Consider the following 21,920-nt stretch of genomic DNA (forward strand, 5'->3'; position numbering starts at 1 on the left):
TTTCTAAAATTATTCATTTTTAAAAACACTTTTCCGAAATCGGCAAAGTGTTTTTTGTTGTTGTAATCATTATTTTTTCATCACAATGTTGTACAATTGACAATCAATGAATGGGGATGAAAACGCATACATTATGAGGGTTTTAGGTGTTATTATTAATTCAAGGAAGTAATATATTAACTTTATCAAAAAGTGAAGAAAAAAATTTATCAAGCCGTTATGATAGGGAGCGCAAGGAGGGAAGAGCAACATGTATCTTGATGAAACACTCATATTAAGAGAAATAGACGTGGACAGTAAAGCGGAAGTTTTAGAAGTAATGGCGAGAAATTTAGTTAATAAAGGTTTTGTTAAAGAAAGCTATATTGAGGCCGTTATTGAAAGGGAGAAGAATTATGCAACAGGCCTGCCGACAAAAGGCTATTCGGTCGCAATCCCGCATACTGATATTGAGCATGTGAACAAAAAAGCGATCAGTGTCGGGATATTAAAAAATACAGTTGATTTTGGAATTATGGGTGAAGAAAGTGCTACAACTCCCGTCAAACTAGTCTTTATGCTGGCGATGGAGCAAGCACATTCACAATTGGAGCTTCTTCAAAAGCTGATGCAAATCTTTCAAGATGAAGATACATTGCAATTCCTGGCAAATGAGGATTCTAAAGCAAAAGTAAAAAACCTGCTTAATGCAAAATTAAAAACACAATAATTTAAAGGGGATGTAAATATTATGAAAAAACAAATATTGGTTGCTTGTGGTGCTGGTATTGCTACTTCTACAATTGTTAACTTAGCACTTGAAAAAATGTGTAAAGAAAATGGGATTGATGCAAACCTGATTCAATGTAAAATTACAGAGGTTCCTTCTTATGAAGACACTGCGGACCTATTGGTTACAACCACCATTGTACAAAAAGAATATTCATTCCCTGTTATTAATGCGAGAGCATTTCTTACAGGAATTGGTCAGGAAGAAGTAGAAGCGAAAATTTTAGAGGAACTAAAAAAATAAAGTGATTTATTTGAACAACAACATCTGTATGGAAAGAAAATGTTCTCGATTCCAGCTGTTATGAGGAGGGAATCGAGAAATATTTTCATAAATAGATAGTAATGGAGAGCGGGGAGTCTGTTATGGATAGAATGGTTGAATTTCTTCAAGCCTTTTTAGCTTTAGGTCCTACAGTTATTTTACCGGTTGCAATATTTCTAATCGGTATTGGATTTGGACAAAAACCTGGAAAAGCTTTTCGATCAGGATTAATCATTGGTGTTGCATTTGTCGGGATCTTCTTAGTTGTAGATTTGCTTGTAAGTAACTTAGGACCAGCGGCAAACGGCATGGTTGACCGCTTTGGGATTGAACTAAATGTGATTGATGTTGGCTGGCCAGGGGCTGCGGCGATGTCTTGGGCTTCTCCAATCGCGGCTTTTATTATTCCTTTAGCATTATTAGTTAACGTCATCATGCTTGTAACGAGAACGACTAAAACAATGAACGTAGATATTTGGAATTTTTGGCATTTTACTTTTACTGGAGCTATTGTTTATACGCTTTCCGGAAGCATGATTCAAGGTTTAATCGCTGCAGTCATTTTCCAAATTGCTTGTTTGAAAATAGCTGACTGGACAGCCCCTATGTTAAGAGATTTCTTTGATTTACCGGGTATCTCGATCGCAACTGGAAGTACAGTATCCTATGCAGTGCTTGGTATTCCATTTGTAAAGCTTCTTCAAAAAGTACCAGTAGTAAAGGATTGGAATGCGGATCCGGAAACCATTCAAAGAAGATTAGGTGTTTTTGGAGAATCCATCTTTATGGGACTATTCCTTGGAGCCGCCCTAGGCTTGCTGGCGGGGTATTCAGCAGGGGAAGTAATCCAAATTGGTATGGCAATGGCCGCCGTTATGGTCTTGATGCCAAGGATGGTAAAAATCCTTATGGAAGGATTAACACCTGTTTCAGAATCAGCACGTGAGTTTTTAAAGAAGAGATTTGGGGATCGGGATATCTACATTGGGCTTGATGCTGCAGTAGCAATTGGACATCCATCTGTTATCTCTACCGCTTTAATTTTAGTACCAATTACAGTCGCTCTAGCAGTCTTCCTTCCTGGAAACAATGTACTTCCATTCGGTGACTTAGCAACCATTCCATTTATTGTGGCATTTATCGTAGGTGCTGCAAGAGGAAATATTGTTCACTCGGTAATTGTTGGTACAGTATTAATTGCATTGACACTATACATGGCTACAGATCTGGCAGTTATTCATACAGAGATGGCAGTTAATGGCCAATTCAATATGCCTGAAGGAACAAACCTTGTATCAAGTCTTGACCAGGGTGGAAACTTGATTAACTATGTGATATACAAATTCTTTGCGGTTTTTAACTAATGAATGGTGATTTGATCAAATCTAGTGAGGAATAAAAGGCTTTGTTCCAAGGGCTTTTATTCCTCCTTGATGATCAATTGAGTCACGTGATAAGCTTTTAGAAACGAAATAGAAAGTTAGGGTGATCGTATGGTAGAAACATTTGTAGATTATGCTTTGGGTCCGCATGGAAGATACTTAAGTGAGCTTTATTTGCAATATCAATTTCCGATTAATACGGCTGTAGTAGGCTTTGTCATTTATAAAATTTTCTCTGGGAAACGGAAAAAAACAGCGTCTGCAAATATTGGATCAGCTGAGTTTAATAGCAAGTAATGGAGTGCTAGACCAGTTTTGCATAAGCTTTAAAAACGTTTCTCTGCAGCTGCCCGAAAACATTTTCTATTCAATCTCTATAAGTATTCGTATGAATAAATAAGTGCCCTAAAGGATTCAAATCAGCATCCTCATAAGGACAGTTTATACTTTTTCAACAGCCATCCTTCCAATTTCGAGGGATGGCTGTTCGTTTTGCTCCACTGAAAGAGTAAGTAGAATCTGCTATAATGATACCATTAGCGTATGAGCGACGGAAAGGAATTGTGGAATGAAAAAAACTGTTGTTTTAGCTGAAAAACCGTCTGTAGGACGAGACATAGCACGGGTATTAAACTGCACTAAAAAAGGAAATGGATTTTTTGAAGGAGAAAGCCACATTGTTACGTGGGCGCTCGGTCACCTGGTTACATTAGCGGATCCTGAAGGCTACGGAAATGAGTATCAATCATGGCGTTTAGAAGATCTGCCAATTGTGCCAGAGCCGTTGAAGCTTGTGGTGATCAAGAAAACAGGTAAACAATTTCAGGCTGTGAAAAATCAGCTCAGCCGTCCCGATGTCGGTGAAATCGTCATTGCGACGGATGCCGGCCGCGAAGGCGAGCTTGTAGCAAGATGGATTCTTGAAAAAGCGCATGTCAAAAAACCAATAAAGAGATTATGGATTTCATCTGTTACAGATAAAGCCATCAAAGAAGGGTTTCGCAATCTGAAAAATGGCCGTGACTTTGAACCGCTCTATGAATCTGCTGTTGCCAGAGCGGAAGCCGACTGGATTGTTGGCATTAACGCAACACGCGCGCTAACGACAAAATATAATGCCCAGCTTTCATGCGGACGTGTACAAACGCCGACACTGGCCATTATTGCTGAGAGAGACGAAGAAATTCTTCAATTTAAATCACAATCATACTATGGTTTGAAAGCAAGGTTAAAAGAGCTGTCACTGATATGGCAGGATCGCACTTCGAAGCAAACTCGTACGTTTGATCGTCAGGCTGCAGAACAGATTGAGGCTGCTCTTAAAGGAAAAGAGCTTATGGTTCAGGAAGTTAAAAAAACAGCGAAAAAATCCTATGCACCTGCATTATATGATTTAACAGAGCTGCAGCGGGATGCCCATAAGCGTTACGGATTTACGGCAAAGGAAACACTTTCTACGCTGCAGAGACTTTATGAACAGCATAAGGTTGTTACGTATCCGAGAACTGATTCTAGATATCTTTCTGCGGATATTGTGGAAACAATTGCTGATCGCTTAAAAGGCATGCAGGTACAGCCATATGCACCGCATATTGCGAAAATTTTAAGAAAGCCGATCAAGGCAAATAGCCGCTTTGTGAATGATGCGAAAGTGTCTGATCATCATGCCATTATTCCGACGGAGGAACGTCTAATTCTAAGCAATTTAAGTGATAAAGAGTGGAAGCTGTATGATTTGATTGCAAAGAGATTTGTATCCGTTCTGCTGCCGGCGCACGAGTACGAGCAAACGGTTATTACTGGAGCAATTGGACAAGAAACCTTTACGGCTAAAGGAATAATCCCTTCTGTTATCGGGTGGAAGGCTGTCTTTGATCAATATGATGAAGATGAAGATCAGCAGCAGGAGGAGTCAAGATCTCAAACATTGCCAAATGTATCAAAAGGGCAGAGCTTCCCGGTACAGGCTATTGAGCTTACTCAAGGAGAAACAAAGCCTCCGGCACGTTTTAACGAGGGAACGCTTTTGTCTGCTATGGAAAATCCAAAGGCCTTTATGAAAAATGAGAAAAAAGAGCTTGTACAAACACTCGGAGAAACAGGTGGTCTCGGTACGGTAGCTACACGTGCTGATATTATTGAGAAGCTCTTTAATAGCTTCCTAATCGAAAAACGCGGGCATGATATTATTTTGACGTCAAAGGGACGGCAGCTGCTGGAACTTGTTCCTCAAGACTTGCGTTCACCTGCACTGACGGCGCAGTGGGAACAGAAGCTTGCTGCGATTGCGAAAGGATCACTAAAGCAAAAAGCGTTTTTAAGCGAGATGACAGCCTTTACGAATCAAGTCGTCCGCGAAATTAAAAATAGCGAGGCAAAATATAAACATGATAATATGAGCGGGACCCATTGTCCGGATTGCGGAAAACTGATGCTTGAAGTAAATGGAAAAAAAGGTAAAATGCTTGTCTGTCAAGATCGTGAATGTGGTCATCGCAAGAACGTTGCTAGAAAAACGAATGCACGCTGTCCAGTATGCCGTAAGAAGCTCGAGCTTCGCGGTGAAGGGGAAGGGCAAACATTCAGCTGTGTTTGCGGACACCGTGAAAAGCTTTCGGCTTTCGAAAAACGAAGAAAAGAAAGCAATAATAGCAAAGCCGGAAAACGTGATGTTGCAAACTACATGAAAAAGCAAAATAAGGATGAGCCGGTCAATAATGCATTGGCAGAGGCTTTGAAGAATTTAAAGCTGTAATTTTGAGTACCCCCTGCAAATACTTGAAAATGGACAGATTAATAACCCTTTCTATTTTTACAAATGTTATTGATACTCCATTGCTATAAAATCAACAAACAAAAGGCTGGCTCATCCAATTAGATGAGCCAGCCTTTCTATTATTACGTATTCTCGTTTGAATACTGCTGATCAGCTCTTTGATAAAGAACTGTAAACGCAATAACAGCTATTACAGCAACCACCGTTAAGCTTATAAACAAGTTGCTATAAATCACATTATTACCTGTATTTGAAAGAGGATTCCATCTTGTTGCTACTTCTTCAATCTCAAGAATACTACCCAAAATAGCACTTGAGAATGCCCCTGCCGTGAAATTCAATAGATTAAACAATCCGATTCCTACCCCGTTTTGATGAGATTCCAGTGTAGAGGATAGAAGATCAGCCGTTGAGCTTTGAATAAGCGGAAATCCAAGATAGGCAACAACCATACAGATAGAAATAATCCAGGCATCCCGACCCGCAAAGATTGATATGAGCAGCGTTCCGGCTGCGACAAGAGCCAGCGCTAATTTCACAACCGGGACACCACCCCTTTGATCAATTAATTTACCTCCGTATTGACCGATCACTCCAGAAAGAATCGCTCCTGGAAATAGTACGAGTCCAATGCCGATGGTCGAAAGCGTATTTAAATCCCGCAGCATAATCGGAATGACAAAAATAAGGCCAAATAATACCGCTGTGCCAAAGAAGCTTGCCATAACGGTGACGGTGTAGCGTTTATTTTTTAGAATGGATGGCTGAATAAAGGGCTCCTTTGCTTTGATTGTGCGCCAAATAAATAAGGAGAAAAAGACAACGAAGGATAGCAGCATGTTCCGTTGAGATGACGTAATAAAAAACAGCAAACTCGCTACCGAAGTAGCAATTAGAAAGGCTCCTAGTAAATCAATGGTTCCTGTTCTGCGTTCCTCATGAGGCAGCCATTTACGAAATAATGGGATGGATAGGACGGCAAGCATTGAAAAAATAAAAAGAAACCGCCAATTAAATGCACCCCCGATCAAACCGCCGAGAATGGGACCGATCCCCGATGCAAAAGCAACAGTCGAAGCAACATATCCAAACACTTTACCTCTGTCATAGGGCATAAATCTTGCCGGGATTAGAAAGGATAGTGCTGGAATACTTGCTCCCCCCATCGCCTGAAGAACGCGTGCTGCCATTAATACTTCAAAGGATGGTGAAAGGAAGCCGATAAATGCTCCTAAAGAGAAAAGTGAAATACCTACTGTAAATAAAGTACGGATTGGAAATAGATCAGCAAGCTTTCCGTACATTAAAGATCCTATGGCAAATACCAATATATAACCTGTCATTACCCAGCTGACCTGTGAAGGAGAAAGCGCAAAATCTGCTGAAATATCTGGTATTGCCACATTAAACATGGTTCCGTTCATTACGCTGAAAGCGAGAATAAGACAAATAAGAAAGACAAGCTTACGTTTTTGTCCTACTTTAAGCTCGAGCTTTTCAACAGAATTTCTCGTGATCGTCGACATCTTATACTCCCTTTTTCTGGTAAAATATTTTTTAGATTCCCTAAATAATCATAGACCTAAAATTGTAAGATGTAAAATTTCTGGGCTTTTAAGAAAAAATACTAGAGATCAATTTATTCGTCATTTTCGTTATAATAAACACACAGAGCATTGATAAAGGAGTGAGTATGTATGGGGAAGGGAAGCAAGGGCAAAACGAATGCAATGCGGCAGCTTGATCGGGAAAAGATCATATATGAAACGGCAGAATATGACGTAAGTGACGGGAAAATTGATGGAGTTTCCGTTGCAGCAAAGGTTAATCGTTCTGTAAATGAGGTTTATAAAACACTTGTGACCAAGGGGACTAGCGGTGGGCTATACGTATTTCTTATCCCAGTACACCAAGAGCTTAGTATGAAAAAAGCTGCCGCCCTAGCAGGTGAGAAGAAAATAGAGATGCTTGCGGTGAAGGATATTCAAGAAAAAACGGGTTATATCAGGGGAGGATGCTCACCAATTGGAATGAAAAAATCTTATCCAACCTGGGTTGCTAAGGAAGCGAGAGAGTATGAGACGATTGTTGTGAGTGCGGGACAAATAGGTATGCAAATCGAGCTCTGTGTGGAGGATCTTCTCAAAATAACAAATGGGGAAGCGGCGGATCTGCTGCAATAATTGCGAACGAGCATATAAGCCTTTTTACCTTTTTTTATTTTCAGCTCATTTTATAAGCATGAACAGAGAGAAAGAATAAATGCTTACAGCGTAAGCATTTATTCTTTCTCTCTATTGTAGGACTAATTTCATAATCTCAAGTTTCAAAGATTCCCGTATGTTTGACTCATTGTCAGCCGGGTAATATTTCCCCTGTAGACAACTTTAAAAGACTATTTTAGGAGGAGATAACAATGGGTTTATTTTACAAGGAATTTTCAAATGATGAAGAGGTTGTAAATGCAGTTAGCTCCATTAAAACAAAGGGTGTAGTCGAAGAAAATATCTATATTGTCACGCATGATGACGATCGTACGGATCGTGTTGCGGCTAATGCAGATGTAAATACAGTTGGTGTAGCTGAAACGGGTCTCGGCACGGCGACAAAAAATATTTTCCGTAAAAAAGGGGACGAGCTTCGTGCCCAATTCCAAGAGCTGGGCTTCACAGATTCAGAGGCTGAGAACCTGGAAGATAAGCTGGACCGAGGAAAAGTCATTGTAGTCGTTAAAGACGCGCCAGAAGGTTTGACAGTTTAATTGATTTTATAGAAAGAAGCCTGATTCCCTAAAATGGAATCAGGCTTCTTTTAATAGAGCTTTAAGAAAAAAACAACCCAATTTTATAGAAATAAATTTTTTTCTCGATGTAATGGCTTACATAGATTTTAAATATGTTCAGTCATGAAAATTGTGGTAAAGTGGAAGATAATCATTTAGCTGATCGAAAGAGATTTGCATGATTTAGAAAGAAGGAATGTAAAATGAAACGAGCCTATGTATTGCGTTGGCTCTTTTTTACGGTAGGAATAATGGTGCTGGCTCTTGGAATCAGTTTGACAATCAAGGGGCAGAGATTAGGGATTAGTCCTTGGGATGTACTTCATGTTGGTCTTTATCAACAGATTGGTTTAAGCGTGGGAACATGGGCGATTTTGCTTGGTATTGTCATTATTGGAGGTACAGTACTCGTGACGAAGAAGCCTCCGCGTATTGGAGCCGTTTTAAATATGCTGCTTGTCGGGATCTTTATTGATGTATTTAACTGGCTGATTCCAGAACCATCCACTATGCCAGGTGTCATTGCCGTCTTTTTAGCAGGTGTCATTGTGATGGGGTACGGAGTCGGTATTTATGTCGCAGCTAATCTTGGTGCGGGACCTAGAGATACAGTCATGATGATGATCGTCGAGAAAACGGGCTGGAGCATTAGCAAAGTTCGTAGAGGAATTGAACTAGTTGTGCTGGCAATTGGCTGGGGTCTTGGTGGACCTATCGGTGTGGGAACAATTATCACAGCCCTTTTTGTTGGTTCAATCGTAAATCTTTCTTTGCCGCAGTGCACGTTGCTCCTTCAACGATTAATTGATGGAAACGGAGCTTCACTAACCCGTCATCGTCATCACCCATCGGAAAACGCAAAAAGCTTGTAGAGAAACAACTCGTTTCTCTACAAGCTTTTTTCTGTATTTAACACATCTTTTAGTATGACGTGCCACCTTTTTAATGAATGCATATTTTAAAACATTCCTCATATACATAGTATGTATGCTGAATTAACGGGGGGGAATGAAACATGTCAGGTAAAATACGACATTATTTCGCAGGAGGCAACACGGCGAAAGGGTTTCATCACTTTTTCGATTCAAATGTATCCTCACTTCAACGGCTATGGATCATGAAAGGCGGCCCAGGAACAGGAAAATCTACGATTATGAAACAGGTGGGGCATGCATGGCTGGAAAGAGGCTATGATATCGAATGGATTCATTGCTCATCTGATCCTGACTCATTAGATGGTGTGATCATTCCTTCATTAGGTGTAGGAATTGTAGACGGTACTGCTCCTCATATATTAGAGCCAAAAGCACCTGGTGCAAAAGAAGAGTATGTAAACCTTGGTGAGGCATGGGATCGTCAACAGCTTCAGGCGCATGCAGAAGAAGTGGTGAGCTACAATCAGAAAATTGATAAATGCTTTCAAGAAGCGTATCGATCATTTGCTGAAGCATTAGCCATTCATGATGAATGGGAAGAGATTTATATTAATCAGTTCGACATACAAGCTGCAGATCACCTCGCTGCTTCCTATATACAGCAGCTGGTTGGAAATGTTCGATTAAACAAACCAGCTGCTGTTTACCATCGCTTTTTAGGGGCGGCTACTCCGAAGGGAGCGGTCGATTATATCCCTAACCTGACACATGAGCTGCCAAAACGATACTTCATAAAGGGGCGCCCTGGAACAGGTAAATCCACTTTGCTGAAAAGGTTAGCCAAAACAGCTGAAGAGCGTGGTCTTGATGTGGAAGTGTACCATTGTGGATTTGATCCGGAGAGCCTGGATATGGTGATTGTTCGAGAGCTTGGCTTTGCGATTTTTGATAGTACAGCCCCTCATGAATATTTTCCGGAACGGGACGGAGATGAAATTCTTGATATGTATGAAAAATTAGTTACACCTGGCACCGATGAAGTGAATGCTGAAATAATCGGAGAAATTCGCGAACGCTACAATAAAAAAATGCAAGAAGGAACCGCCTATTTGAAGCAAGCCAAGTATTTGCATGATGAATTGGAAACAATCTATATTCAGGCAATGGATTTTGAACAAATAAATAAGATCCAGCAATCCATTCAAGAACAAATAGAAGAATCCATCATTTCAGGTTGATGCAGCAGGGGTCTTTATTCAAATTGTACCTATGTAAGTTATCATCAACTTAAATAAATTGAAAATTATAATTATATAAAGGTTTAAAGAAGTAAATATCTAATTATATGATTAGATATTGATTCTTGAACAAATAAAAGGAGGAAAGGACGATATGGGGCAAAGATTTTTAAAGGTAGCAGCCGTTTATTTTACAATTGGCGTTTTGATGGGTCTGGTCATGGGCATCATGCAGGATTTTCGTCTAACGTCGGTTCACGCACATATTAATCTGCTTGGCTGGGTATCAATGGCATTGTTTGGACTTGTTTATCATTTCTATCCGAGAGCAGGCAATACGAAGCTTGCTAAAACACAATTCTGGCTTCATAACATTGGTGTTCCAGTGATGCAGGGCGGGCTTGCAGTGGAGATTATTACTGGAAATATGGCATTGATGCCTGTCGTAATTGGCGGCTCTCTCCTCGTTATTTTAGGTGTGATTTTATTTATGTTCAATGTGTTTGCACATGTTGGTACTTTAAATATTGGCAAATCTGATCGGGATGTAGCTTCTTAGGGGTGTGAAAATTAATTGATGTAAGAGGGAGGACAGGAAACTGCTGAGGTGGATATCAGCAGTTTTTTTATAGTGCCTATTTTAAAAAGGGTTTCTATTTTCCTTATTAATGGGTAAAGAAAGCTTAGATTGTATAAGAAAAACATTTGAAACATGAAAAACGAAGGAGAATGAGTATGGTGAAGGGATGGGTGTTGAAGTTAAAAGATAAAGTATGGTTAATCCCGGCTATCTACAGTTTGCTCGCTGCGGGCTTAGCTGGAGGGGTTGCTGCGGTTGATATTCATTGGTCATCACAGTTGGAAAGCTTTCTTCCTCCGATTCTTCTCACATCTGTGCCGCTTGCTCAAACCATCCTTGTTGGACTGTCAGCTTCTTTATTGACGATGACAACCTTTACGTTTTCTACAATTATGGTGGTGTTGACCACCTATTCTTCTCAGTACTCGCCGAGAACGGTTAAAAATTTTATTACAGATCAATTAACTCTTAGAGTGCTGGGAGTTTTTATGGGGGGATTTATTTATCCCACCCTTTCTTTAATTTTGATGCGAGAATCACAGCCGGATGAACCGGTGATTGCAGCAGCAGTAGGTGTGGTCCTAGCAACGATTTGTCTCGTTTATTTTGCTGTTTTCATTCACCAAGTAGCGACCAGTATTCAAGTAAGCAGTCTGATCGAGCAATTATCTAATGATGCGGATCGAGTGATTGACTATTACCTAAATCTTCAAAAAAAGGACAAGGTTTCTCTTTTTCATGAAGCAGAATGGAAAGTACCAGACTCAAGTTATCAAGTACAAGCTGGTAAATACGGGTACATTCAGTTTGTGAATTATGATGCGCTGCTGGCGTTAGCAAAAAAACATAAACTATTTATTAGAGTAAACATGCCCATCGGCTCTTTTGTCCATCGTATGAGTCCGCTTTTAACTGTATATGTGGACAGCGATCGCATTCCTGAAGTGAAAGAGATCGACCTGTGCGGATGTTTTATGGTTGGAAGGGAAAGGGACATTGATCAGGATCCGATTTTCGCATTTCAAAAAATGGTTGAAGTGGCCTTGCGTGCAATCTCTCCTGGAATTAATGATCCAAACACAGCAAATGATTGTATTCGGCACTTAGGCAGGTTGCTTGGAAATATCAGTCATCTTCCAACTCGTGACTGGGTATGTATTGATAGTGAAAAAGTTCCCTACATCCGTTTTTCCCTTCAGTCTTATGAAGAGATACTGCATGGAACCTTTTATCAGCTGCGTCACTATGGAAAAGAAGATGTTTCCGTCATCATCGCTATGCTGGATGCTTTACAATTTGCGGCCGAGGGTTCACCGCTAACTCATCGCAAAACGATCGTTCAAATGAGAGATTATGTGTTGGAAACCATTGATATGAATGCGCTGCCTGTCCTAGATCAGCAGCTATTGCAACACAAAAAGGAGGGAACAGTCTGATTAAATCATTAAAGGGCTGTCTTTGCAGGTGAAAGACAGCCCGGAAAAATGTAAAGTGGTAGAAAAAAATAGCTTGCTCGAGGAAGATCACGATGCAGCGCTCTGCCCGCTGCTGAGAATAGGATTCTGGCAATGTCCTAATAAAACCGAAAAAATACTATTTTTTACTCCGAATAAAGTAGACGGTTGCGCCAATAGCAATGATGAGTAAAACGACGATCGCGATAGGCATGATAACAGAGTTGGTGGAAGAGGATTCCTCATAAATAGGCTCTGCAGCTGCTGCCATCAAACGTTTTCCTGTTATTTCATATTCGGTCCGTGATTCAAGTGTGTTTGTTTCCGCCCACCCAGTATAGGCTAGTGGAGGTGCTGAATAGATGATGGTAAACATAAATAACAGCGTGATTATTTTCTTCACATTTCTTACCTCCTGAATCGATCATACATCCAGTTTATCAAAAGAAATGTGTTAAAACGTTTATGCTGCCTTGAAAAATGGTTTTTTTGTGTTGCTTTAAAGCTGATTATGAAATGGAACTCGGATCCTGGCCAAGCAAAGATTGTCCTTGGGCGAATTGACGATACAGTTCATGTGTTGCATACAGTTCATCATGAGTACCAATACCCGTAGCATGACCATTTTCAATGAAAATAATTTGATCGGCATGTAGAACTGTTGATAGTCGATGTGCAATGACCAGTGTTGTGCGACCGGTCATTAAGCGCTGTAATGCTTCCTGTACCAAAATCTCAGATGAACTGTCTAAGTTGGATGTAGCTTCATCCAGAAGTAAAAGCTCCGGATCGAGAATAAGTGCACGTGCAATCGTAATACGCTGACGCTGTCCGCCAGACAGACGAATGCCTCTTTCTCCAACCTCCGTTTCATATCCTTTTTCCAGATTTTCGATGAAATCAGCCGCATTCGCAGCCTTGGCAGCAGCTCGAATCGTTTCTAAATCCACTTCCCGCTCAATTCCATAGCAAATATTTTCTTTGATTGTTCCTGACATAAGCGGGCTTTCCTGAGATACGTAGCCGATGCCGCTTCTCCAAGCTGATAAATGGAAGCTTGATAGATCTCTTTCTCCAAGCTGTATCGTCCCAGAGGATGGAGAGTAGAAGCGTTCAACAAGAGAAAAAATAGTGGTTTTCCCGCCACCGCTTGGTCCGACAAAAGCGGTCGTTTTTCCATAAGGAACATCAAAAGAGAGGTTATGCAGAATGGATTTTCTATTTTCATAATGAAAATCAACCTGTTCAAAATGAAGGGATTGCTGCTCCCATTTGATTTTTTCTCGTTTTGATATTTTTTCAATATCAACATCCAATATCTCTTGAATTCGTTCAGTGGCACCAACTGCTTTTTGGAATGCTGTGAAGAAGGTAGCCATTTGAGTAAACGGGACGACAATTTGGAATAAATAAAAAATAATGGCGACCAGGTCTCCGGCCGATAGCTGGTTTGACTGCACCTGAATTCCGCCATATCCCAGTATTACGACAAGCAGCGCCATCATAATAAAGGTCATAAAAGGTGTGATTACGGCTTGAATACGGGCTTCCTTTAAGCCGAATCGGAAAAGTGACTGAATGCCAGATGTCCCTTTGAGCGTCTCTTTTTCTTCTGCACTGTAAGCTTTAACAAGTCTAATCTCTGATAGGACACGACCCAATAAACCGGAGAAAGAGGCCATTTCATCCTGCACGGCTTTTGACACTTTATACATCATGCGGCCAAGCGGCATCATGATAACGAGTGAAACAGGCACAGCGATTAGCAGGATAAGTGTCATTTTCCAATCAATATAAAGGAGAAGAATGACCGAACCGATAATCGAAATCAGCCCAGATACAAACGTAACGAGATGTCCTGCAATAAGCTGCTTTAACGTGGCAGTATCCTGTGTGACACGGCTCATCGTTTCACCTGATTCATGGCGATCAAAATAAGGGACAGGAAGGCGCAAAATATGGTGCCAAAGCTTTTTACGTAAGTTAGCAACAATCGTTTCACCAATATAGGTAAGCAGGTAAAACGAGACGCCGCCGGTTATCCCTTGTATTAAAAAAACTCCGATCAGCAGTCCAAGAGTAGACCAGCTGATGGATGTGGATGACACGGTATCAACAAGATCCCTTGTTACAAGAGGGATAATTAAACTAACACCTGTCTCAATTAAAGTGAGTAATAAAGCAAAAAATGTTACCCATTTTGGCCAGGCAAGCTGACGTAAAAGGTGAATAAATGCCCGCCATTGAATGGTTTTTTTCTCATCCGTTTGTGTGGTCATTGTGAACAATCTCCTTTAGCAATAAGTTCCTGCTATAAATGTACCACAAAGTGACCGTATATCCCTTTTTCCCTTCTCAGCTCTTATCCTACATGCTTTTTAATAACTGCTGGTATACAGCGGCTTCATCAGTCTGACCTAATTCATGATAAAGAGAGCAGAGACGCCTAACTGGTGATGGATCGTCAGGATGGAGCTCTATTTCCCAGTTAAAAGAGTCAATGGCTTCTTTTTTCAAACCAAGCTTGTAGTAAAGTTCACCAGCCTGAAATTGCTTATCTGGATCTTCTGCATAATGGGAGAGCTGCTGCAAGGTTTGCTGCACCGGCAGTTTGCATTGATGATCGTTTAGTGGTTTAAGCCAATGGAGCAGATCGTGCAGATCATGAGATCGACTTAGAATTGGAATGCATGCAGTTAAGATCATATCTAAATCCTTCTTTTGATTTTTTAAAACGGGTACAAGCGTGCGACTTAATTTCTCAAGCGGTAACTGGGGATTGTCCCACTTCACATGCGGAATGGCTTCTGTAAGACATTTTATATCCTGCAGTTCCAGTGGAAATGGATGATCGATGAATGTCTTCATTGCATCATCCCACGCATGCAATTTGACCGCCTGGCGAAATGCTTGCCGCAAAATGGAGGCCGAAGCAGATGGATCAGATGCCAGTTGAAGCAGGATTTGCGTTAGCTCGGTTTGTGTAAAGAGATGATTGGCAGTTTCGAGAAAATGTGTTGCGAGAGAGGTGTCATTCGTTAACTGTTGCTCATAAAGAAGAGAGAATACGGCTATTGTGTGTGATGACTGAGATCCAAATGTGTTAAACCAAAGCGATCGATATGGGGCATGGGATCTGTTTTTCCATAATAGCCATTCCATAGTGGAGGGGTCTTTCTTTAAAAGGGTCTGATCCATGCTTTGATAGATTTTGTGATAACTTGAAAAGCTTGGATCTCGCTTTGTATGGGTCACCCATTCATGAGAAGGAAAGGCTTCTTCAAGCGTTAGCAGGACAGAGTAAGCCTTGCCCCATTTCCCTTCACGACGGTACTCATAATAAGATTCACGCATGACCTTGAACAGCTTATCCGGCTGAATAAGTGAATCAAAGCATCTAAAGATCTGAGCTATCTCTAACGGTGAGAAGCGTTTTTTCACATACTGCAGAAGGTCAGTGAGAGATCTGTTCTTTACATGCTCATGATTGACTAATAGCAGTGTGGCAGCGGGATGAGGACATAAAAAAACAATTCCTTTTGTAAACGCCTGTTCAAGATAACTGCTCCTTCTTGAGCGGGTCACCTTTTTGGCGGCAAGGAATTGCTGCTTATAAAAATATACATGATAAAGTTCGTTGGCTGGAGAGACAGCTTCCATAATAGAACAAGGCTGATGGACAGCCAATCTAATAGGCTGGAGCAGGATTTTATTTTTTCCTTTTTCAAGCAAGGTTATCGTAGTTAAACGGTTCATCTTGATCCCTCCTTTTTGTATTTCTACCATATCATATTAATAGGCTTTATGCATAAAAGTAATACAGCTAACCATAAAACAAGTAATATGAATGGATTTGATATGCTGTACTTCAGGATTGGAAAACAGGAAAATCCCTTAAAATTATGAATTTAATAGTCGTTTAATGTGACTGGAAATGAACAGAAAAGGGTTAGCGTTAGCCGATTCTTTTTTGCGTTTGAACAGCCATTTATTTTATTAAGCGGATCAATTGTTTACTTGATTCGTTGTCCGTATCAAGTAAACATGATAAAATATTACCGAGTTAAATACTAATAAATAAATGATTTTTAGATAATGGTGTATGTGTGAGGAGGACAAATGTCGTCTTGTATGCATTGGAAAACGAAGGAGGAATAAAGAAAGTGAAAAAATTAGATCAATTTTTACAGGACAACCTGAACGATTTAAGGGATCGCGGACTATACAATGAAATCGATCCAGTAGAAGGTCCAAATGGCCCCGTAATAAAAATTAGTGGCAAAGAGCTTATTAATTTGTCTTCAAATAACTACCTTGGCCTTGCAACAAATGATCATCTAAAAGAAATCGCTAAACATGCGATTGATCAATATGGCGTTGGTGCCGGAGCAGTTCGTACGATTAATGGAACCATGGATCTTCACGTGAAGCTCGAAGAAAAGCTGGCAGAATTTAAAGGGACAGAAGCAGCTATTGCCTATCAATCTGGTTTTAACTGCAATATGGCAGCAATTTCAGGTGTGATGGATAAAAATGACGCCATTCTTTCTGATGAATTGAACCATGCGTCAATCATTGATGGCATCCGCCTTTCAAAGGCAAAGGTTATTCGTTACAATCACTCTGATATGGACGATTTACGGGCAAAAGCAAAAGAGGCAGCTGAATCAGGTTTATATAATAAAGTGATGGTTATAACTGACGGCGTGTTTTCAATGGATGGAGATCTAGCAGAGCTTCCTGAAATTGTGGAGATTGCAAAGGAATTTAACCTCATCACTTATGTTGATGATGCACACGGATCCGGCGTAATGGGCAAAGGAGCTGGAACCGTTAAGCACTTTGGTCTGTCAAAAGAGATCGACTTCCAAATCGGCACTCTATCAAAAGCAATCGGCGTTGTTGGAGGATATGTAGCTGGATCTAAGGATTTGATTGACTGGTTAAAAGTCCGTTCCCGTCCATTTCTTTTTTCAACGGCTTTACCTCCTGGAGACACGGCAGCCATTACAGCAGCCGTTCAAATGATCATGGATAGCACGGAGCTGCATGATCAGTTATGGGAGAATGGCCGTTACCTCAAGGAAGGTCTGCTCAAATTAGGCTTTGATATTGGTAAAAGCGAAACGCCTATTACACCATGTATTATAGGGGAAGAGAAGCTTACCCAGCAATTCAGCAAACGACTTAGAGAAGAAGGGGTTTACGCAAAATCAATCGTGTTCCCAACCGTTCCTCAAGGTACAGGCCGCGTGAGAAATATGCCGATGGCCACTCATACAAAAGAAATGCTGGATCAGGCATTAGCTGTTTATGAAAAAGTTGGGAAAGAACTGTCAATCATCAATTAATTGAATCATAATTGTTTTAAATGCCCCGGCTTAGCAGCGTGCGCTAGGTCGGGTTTGTTGTATTCATACTAAATACAAGTAAAAACAAAAAGCTGCCAAAGGCTCCCGGCAGCTTTTTGTTTTTACAATCATTATTCCGTCATGGTTACATCATGCAGCTGATAAATGCCATTAGGTAAAGTAGAGAAGCCTTCGACTAACCATGTAAAAGCGGTAGTTGATATCAGTTTTACCATTTATGAAGGAGAGACTGTTAGTATTGTGGGAGAATCCGGCTGTGGAAAGTAAACGACCGGAAGAGCAATACTTCGTTTAGACGAACCGACTGCCGGAATCGTATCGTTTGAGGGGACAGACCTTACTTCATTAAGCCGCAAGGAAATGCGAAAGAAAAGAAAAGACCTTCAAATCATTTTCCTGGATCCGTATGAATCAAACGTCTCCTTTTACTTAACGATTTGATTTTGTTGAAAGGATTGCAATTTTCTCCAGATCGTTTCTTGAGCTTCTTCGCTAAGACGATATTGATCCTCCAATAACTCTAGCAGTAGCTCGCTTTTTTCTTCAAAAGAAAGGGGGAGCTTCTTAATAAGCTCTCGGCTTCTACCTAAAAAAGCTGTGTAGGGTTCCCAGGATGAATCAAACTGTGCTTCCAGTTCTTTTTTAAGCTTTCGCGTTAGCTTTGGGCTTGAGCCGTTTGATGTAACAGCAACCTGTAAATGTCCCCGTCTGACAGTGGCAGGGAAGGTGACATTTCCTTCACCCGACTCATCTACCACACACACGAGCTGGTGGGGGGGAAGAGATTGGCATAATGTACGGTTTGCTTCCCGGTTATTCGTTGCCAAAATCACAAGCATGGCTTCTGCAAAATCAGAAGGCTCAGCTTTTCGGTGGATAAGGGAATAGCCTTTATCCCGGGAAAGCTCATAGACCTCTTTAGAGATTTCGGGTGCAATAAACGTAATAGTGGCTTGCTCTGCACCCAGCACTCTTGCTTTGCGAGCGGCAATTCTCCCACCCCCAGCAATGACAATGTTTTTTTTATGCAAGTCAATAATAAGAGGCTGCATCTGCCGGTTCCTTTCCTGTTACACGTTCGATGACAATATCCTGAATTACCCGATGGCGGCTAAGGACATCCGTGTAAATAATGGCTTGTCCTTGCTGCTGTCTGTGATGAACACTTTCCATCACTTCATCCAGAAGCAGTCCGGCAAAAAGCAAGTAAGGGATGACAATTACACGGCCAGCAGCTTCGTTTGAGATGGCTTCCAGACCTTCTTTTAATCGCGGTGTGGCGGCAGCTAAATAACAGACATGAACAAGGCTGATTCCAAGACGATCTGCTAACCCCTTTTTTATTTGTGCGAAGGCTTCATGAATCAAGGGATCACTGCTTCCTCTCCCAACAATAAGCAGAGAATCATCAATATTTACGCCTTTCGCTGTATCCTTAACAAGCTCGGTAATAGCATCGAGAATTCGCCCTTGCACACCAAAAGCATCTGCCATTTTGACTTGAATATGCGGATGCTTTTTTTGCAAAGGTGCAAGCTCATTTGGAATATCCTCTTTAAAATGTCCTGCTGATAAAAGTAAAAGAGGGATGACGGTTATTTCTGTCGCCCCTCGCTTTACACAGCGTTCAAAGCCTTCGTCAATAAAAGGCTTTGTCAGCTCCAAAAAACTGATTTCCTGAATGGGTGCGTCGATCCGGTTGATGACGCTGCTTAAAAATTGCTTTGCTTCTGCTGCCCCTTCTTTGGAGCGTGTACCATGTCCAATGTATAAAATAGCTTTCATCAGGAAGACTCCTTTCTCGATTTATCCATGAGCGGCTGGAAGATTTGGGGCAATTTCTTCATTAAACCAGTTCAGCTTATGGTGGAGACGAACGACCTCTCCGATCACGATCATACTTGGATTCTGAATTTTTGCTTCTTTCACACATTCTACAATAGTTTCCAACGTGCCGACAACTGTGCGCTGCTCACTCAATGTTCCCCAATGTACAAGTGCGATAGGGGTGTGCGGTGATTTTCCATGCTGTGTTAATTGCTTTGTAATGCTGGGAAGGTGAGAGACTCCCATGTACACGCAGATTGTATCAACCGCCTTGGCGAGATGCGACCACTGGTATTCAGCTTCTTTGTCATCAGCAGCTTGATGCCCAGTGATAAATGCAAAGCTTTTACTCAACGTGCGGTGTGTAACTGGAATTCCTGCATAAGCACTTGCCGCAATACCTGCAGTGATGCCGGGAACAATTTCAAATGGTACATCATTTTTGGCGCATTCTTCAGCTTCTTCTCCGCCACGGCCAAAGACGAAGGGATCTCCGCCTTTTAATCGTACAACATTAAGTCCTTTTTTTGCATATTTAACAAGGAAATGATTGATTGTGTCTTGCTTCATTGTATGAAAATGCGGGAGTTTACCGCAGTAGACAAGCTGTGCATCTTTTTTTGCATGCTCCAGCAGTACAGGGTTTACTAAACGATCGTATAGAATCACATCTGCTTGCTGGAGACAGCGTAATCCTTTTACCGTAATTAAATCTGGATCTCCAGGACCCGCACCCACCAAATAGACTGTTCCAACCATCGTTTTACCACCCTTTCTCGTCTTCGTCGAGGATAAATCCGCTCTTTTTAACAATTCGTTTCTTCTCACGAAGCGTGATCTCATTTACATCTGGCTCTTTTAGGTAAAATTTCTCTAATTCTACATCCAAATGCTGAAATGCACCTTCATCGTCATCTGCATAAATGACGGCTATTACATTTTTTTCTCCTATGGATACATCAAATCGATACAAGTAAGCCATTATGATGCTGCTGGTTCTAGAATAGAATCTAATTGTACTTGAAGAGTATCAATACCAACACGTTGTACAAAATCAAAGAAGGATTCCCCTGCATTTTTTTCTGCCTTAAAGTACTGCAGCAGATTCACTAAAACATCATTTAATTCTTCTGCAGGTATTTTTCCTTTAAGTTTTTCGTTAAATTGACCGCCAGCGTTTAATGTGCCGCCAACATAAATCTCGTAAGCTTCAATCATTTGTTTCTCTTTGTTTCGAACCTTCATCCCTTGCAAGCCGATATCAGCGATTTGTCGCTGGCCGCAAGAATTCGGGCAGCCGACCATATGCATACGAACAGGTACATCTAATTCAATTCGATTATCCAATTCCAGTGCAACATGTCTCATCCGTTCTTTTGTTTCAACAAGCGCCAAGTTGCAATATTCGATCCCTGTGCAGGAAACCGCATGACCCATAAAGGAGTTTGGATTAATGGTAACACGTTCAAAAATCGGTTCAGCAAGCAGCTCATCGACCATTTCAGCAGGAACATTTGGAATGATTAAATTCTGTGAATTACATGTGCGAATTTCACCATTTCCGTATTTCCCCGAGATACGTGCAAGTTCAAATACCTCTTCAGCATCCAATCGTCCTACTGGTACATTGAAGCCAAGGAATTTAAGTCCTTCCTGCTTTTGATCATGAACACCATAGAAATAACCTGCGTTCCATTCCTCAACTGGCTCTTCACCTTTAGAAGGAAGAGGACCCGTGAATTCTTCCAGCTTCTCTTTGAATTTTTCAACGCCCCAATCAGCAATGAGGAATTTCAAACGAGCAAGATGGCGTTTTTCACGATAGCCGTAATCACGGAAAATCGTTGTGACAGCAATAGCTACTTCTAGCGTGCGCTCCGGATCAATAAAAGCATCAACAGTTTGTGCCAAGTAAGGGCGTGCTGATAAACCGCCTCCAACCTTTAAATGGAAGCCTTTCTTCTCTACGCCGTCAATGACTTTGACAGCAGGAGTGAAGGATGCGCAGTTAATCTCTGCATTGGATGCGTTTTTTAAGTTGGTGCTAATAGAAAGCTTGTATTTTCTAGGTAAGTTTGAGAAGTCTTCATTGCGCTGGAAGTAGTCGTATACTTCTTTTACAATGGCGCTCGTATCAAACAATTCATCAGGATCCAGACCTGTAATTGGATTTCCGACGATCGTGCGTGTGATGTCTCCGCAAGCACCGGCACTGGATAGTCCAACGGCTTCTAATCGTTTGAAAATATCTGGAATCTGCTGAATTTCCAGCCAATGGAACTGAATAGCCTGACGAGTTGTAATATCAAAGACGCCACGTCCATAATCCTTTGCAATGCCAGCTAATGTTTCCACCTGAGGTTTTGTTAAAATACCGGATGGTACATTAACACGCATCATGAAATAGCCGTCTTCTTTCGGACGCTGCAAGTAAAGTCCTGCCCATTTAAACAAGTCCCACTGTTCCTTTGGAATCGAATCAAATCCGTTTTCTGCATAATACGGAATGTCATCAATAATTTTCAATCCGTCTTTTTCCAGCTTGGCAATCTCTGTTTTATTTAACTTTTCATTTTCTGCCCATTGTTTTACGTAAGCCAT

At 41.1% G+C, this 21,920-nt stretch carries 21 protein-coding genes and 1 pseudogene; 13 read left to right on the plus strand and 9 right to left on the minus strand.

What is annotated here, in order from left to right; translation table 11 throughout:
- Positions 1-250 precede the first annotated feature (250 nt).
- The 5 genes from KP78_RS05190 to KP78_RS05210 all read left to right on the plus strand — a co-directional run bounded on the left by KP78_RS05190 (position 251) and on the right by KP78_RS05210 (position 5,170).
- On the plus strand, positions 251-709 hold the full coding sequence (locus tag KP78_RS05190) for a PTS sugar transporter subunit IIA (RefSeq protein WP_041086879.1): 459 nt from the start codon (positions 251-253) through the stop codon (positions 707-709).
- A 21-nt stretch (positions 710-730) separates the two neighbouring features.
- The gene (locus KP78_RS05195; protein ID WP_041086880.1) at positions 731-1,012 is read left to right on the plus strand and encodes a PTS sugar transporter subunit IIB; all 282 of its coding nucleotides are present in this window, start codon (positions 731-733) and stop codon (positions 1,010-1,012) included.
- 122 nt (positions 1,013-1,134) lie between these two features.
- Complete coding sequence (locus KP78_RS05200) at positions 1,135-2,397, plus strand: PTS galactitol transporter subunit IIC (protein ID WP_041087541.1); 1,263 nt, start codon at positions 1,135-1,137, stop codon at positions 2,395-2,397.
- 129 nt (positions 2,398-2,526) lie between these two features.
- Positions 2,527-2,712 carry a hypothetical protein gene (locus KP78_RS05205; RefSeq protein WP_041086881.1) on the plus strand — a complete coding sequence of 62 codons (186 nt, stop codon included), beginning with the start codon at positions 2,527-2,529 and terminating at the stop codon, positions 2,710-2,712.
- A gap of 271 nt (positions 2,713-2,983) precedes the next feature.
- Positions 2,984-5,170, plus strand: coding sequence for a DNA topoisomerase III (locus KP78_RS05210; protein WP_041086883.1), 2,187 nt, complete (start codon positions 2,984-2,986; stop codon positions 5,168-5,170).
- Positions 5,171-5,313: 143 nt separating this feature from the next.
- Here the strand turns inward: KP78_RS05210 and KP78_RS05215 are convergent, their stop codons facing one another.
- On the minus strand, positions 5,314-6,717 hold the full coding sequence (locus KP78_RS05215; protein WP_052474611.1) for an MFS transporter: 1,404 nt from the start codon (positions 6,715-6,717) through the stop codon (positions 5,314-5,316).
- A gap of 171 nt (positions 6,718-6,888) precedes the next feature.
- Here KP78_RS05215 and ybaK point away from each other — a divergent pair, with 171 nt between their 5' ends.
- From ybaK to KP78_RS05245, 6 genes are all read left to right on the plus strand, one after another.
- Positions 6,889-7,374 (plus strand): Cys-tRNA(Pro) deacylase, encoded by a 486-nt coding sequence (gene ybaK, locus KP78_RS05220; protein WP_041086885.1) that lies wholly within the window; start codon positions 6,889-6,891, stop codon positions 7,372-7,374.
- Between the two features lie 233 nt (positions 7,375-7,607).
- The gene (locus KP78_RS05225; RefSeq protein WP_041086886.1) at positions 7,608-7,952 is read left to right on the plus strand and encodes a YflT domain-containing protein; all 345 of its coding nucleotides are present in this window, start codon (positions 7,608-7,610) and stop codon (positions 7,950-7,952) included.
- 224 nt (positions 7,953-8,176) lie between these two features.
- On the plus strand, positions 8,177-8,845 hold the full coding sequence (locus tag KP78_RS05230) for a YczE/YyaS/YitT family protein (protein WP_052474613.1): 669 nt from the start codon (positions 8,177-8,179) through the stop codon (positions 8,843-8,845).
- Between the two features lie 143 nt (positions 8,846-8,988).
- Complete coding sequence (locus KP78_RS05235) at positions 8,989-10,086, plus strand: PRK06851 family protein (RefSeq protein ID WP_041086888.1); 1,098 nt, start codon at positions 8,989-8,991, stop codon at positions 10,084-10,086.
- A 154-nt stretch (positions 10,087-10,240) separates the two neighbouring features.
- Positions 10,241-10,645, plus strand: coding sequence for a cytochrome-c oxidase (locus KP78_RS05240; protein WP_041086890.1), 405 nt, complete (start codon positions 10,241-10,243; stop codon positions 10,643-10,645).
- 176 nt (positions 10,646-10,821) lie between these two features.
- Positions 10,822-12,102, plus strand: a complete 1,281-nt coding sequence (locus KP78_RS05245) for a DUF2254 domain-containing protein (RefSeq protein WP_052474615.1) — start codon at positions 10,822-10,824, stop codon at positions 12,100-12,102.
- A gap of 157 nt (positions 12,103-12,259) precedes the next feature.
- On the opposite strand, the gene KP78_RS05250 is transcribed toward KP78_RS05245, so the two are convergent.
- The 3 genes from KP78_RS05250 to KP78_RS05260 form a co-directional block, all read right to left on the minus strand.
- Positions 12,260-12,523 (minus strand): hypothetical protein, encoded by a 264-nt coding sequence (locus KP78_RS05250; protein ID WP_041086892.1) that lies wholly within the window; start codon positions 12,521-12,523, stop codon positions 12,260-12,262.
- A gap of 106 nt (positions 12,524-12,629) precedes the next feature.
- Positions 12,630-14,399 carry an ABC transporter ATP-binding protein gene (locus KP78_RS05255; RefSeq protein WP_052474617.1) on the minus strand — a complete coding sequence of 590 codons (1,770 nt, stop codon included), beginning with the start codon at positions 14,397-14,399 and terminating at the stop codon, positions 12,630-12,632.
- Positions 14,400-14,487: 88 nt separating this feature from the next.
- A complete protein-coding gene (locus KP78_RS05260) occupies positions 14,488-15,876 on the minus strand; it encodes a tetratricopeptide repeat protein (protein WP_041086894.1) in 1,389 nt (462 codons plus the stop codon).
- A 407-nt stretch (positions 15,877-16,283) separates the two neighbouring features.
- On the opposite strand from KP78_RS05260, the gene KP78_RS05265 reads away from it, so the two are divergent.
- Both KP78_RS05265 and KP78_RS18980 read left to right on the plus strand, forming a co-directional pair.
- Positions 16,284-17,471: a glycine C-acetyltransferase gene (locus KP78_RS05265; protein ID WP_041087551.1), complete on the plus strand. Its 1,188-nt coding sequence runs from the start codon at positions 16,284-16,286 to the stop codon at positions 17,469-17,471.
- Between the two features lie 192 nt (positions 17,472-17,663).
- A pseudogene (locus KP78_RS18980) lies at positions 17,664-17,906 on the plus strand (ATP-binding cassette domain-containing protein); the annotation flags it as partial.
- Between the two features lie 11 nt (positions 17,907-17,917).
- Here the strand turns inward: KP78_RS18980 and KP78_RS05270 are convergent.
- The 5 genes from KP78_RS05270 to KP78_RS05290 are packed head-to-tail and all read right to left on the minus strand — an operon-like array spanning position 17,918 to position 21,920.
- Positions 17,918-18,523 (minus strand): precorrin-2 dehydrogenase/sirohydrochlorin ferrochelatase family protein, encoded by a 606-nt coding sequence (locus KP78_RS05270; RefSeq protein ID WP_235420841.1) that lies wholly within the window; start codon positions 18,521-18,523, stop codon positions 17,918-17,920.
- Position 18,524: 1 nt separating this feature from the next.
- Positions 18,525-19,277, minus strand: a complete 753-nt coding sequence (locus KP78_RS05275; RefSeq protein WP_041086897.1) for a sirohydrochlorin chelatase — start codon at positions 19,275-19,277, stop codon at positions 18,525-18,527.
- A 21-nt stretch (positions 19,278-19,298) separates the two neighbouring features.
- Entirely contained in the window at positions 19,299-20,078 is a 780-nt protein-coding gene (gene cobA, locus KP78_RS05280; protein ID WP_041086898.1) for a uroporphyrinogen-III C-methyltransferase, read from the minus strand.
- Between the two features lie 4 nt (positions 20,079-20,082).
- Positions 20,083-20,301, minus strand: a complete 219-nt coding sequence (locus KP78_RS05285) for a DUF3906 family protein (RefSeq protein ID WP_041086899.1) — start codon at positions 20,299-20,301, stop codon at positions 20,083-20,085.
- Positions 20,301-21,920, minus strand: coding sequence for a nitrite/sulfite reductase (locus KP78_RS05290; protein WP_041086900.1), 1,620 nt, complete (start codon positions 21,918-21,920; stop codon positions 20,301-20,303). Before KP78_RS05290 ends, KP78_RS05285 begins: the two co-directional genes overlap by 1 nt.

The organism is Jeotgalibacillus soli, from assembly GCF_000829435.1.
GTDB lineage: Bacteria > Bacillota > Bacilli > Bacillales > Jeotgalibacillaceae > Jeotgalibacillus > Jeotgalibacillus soli.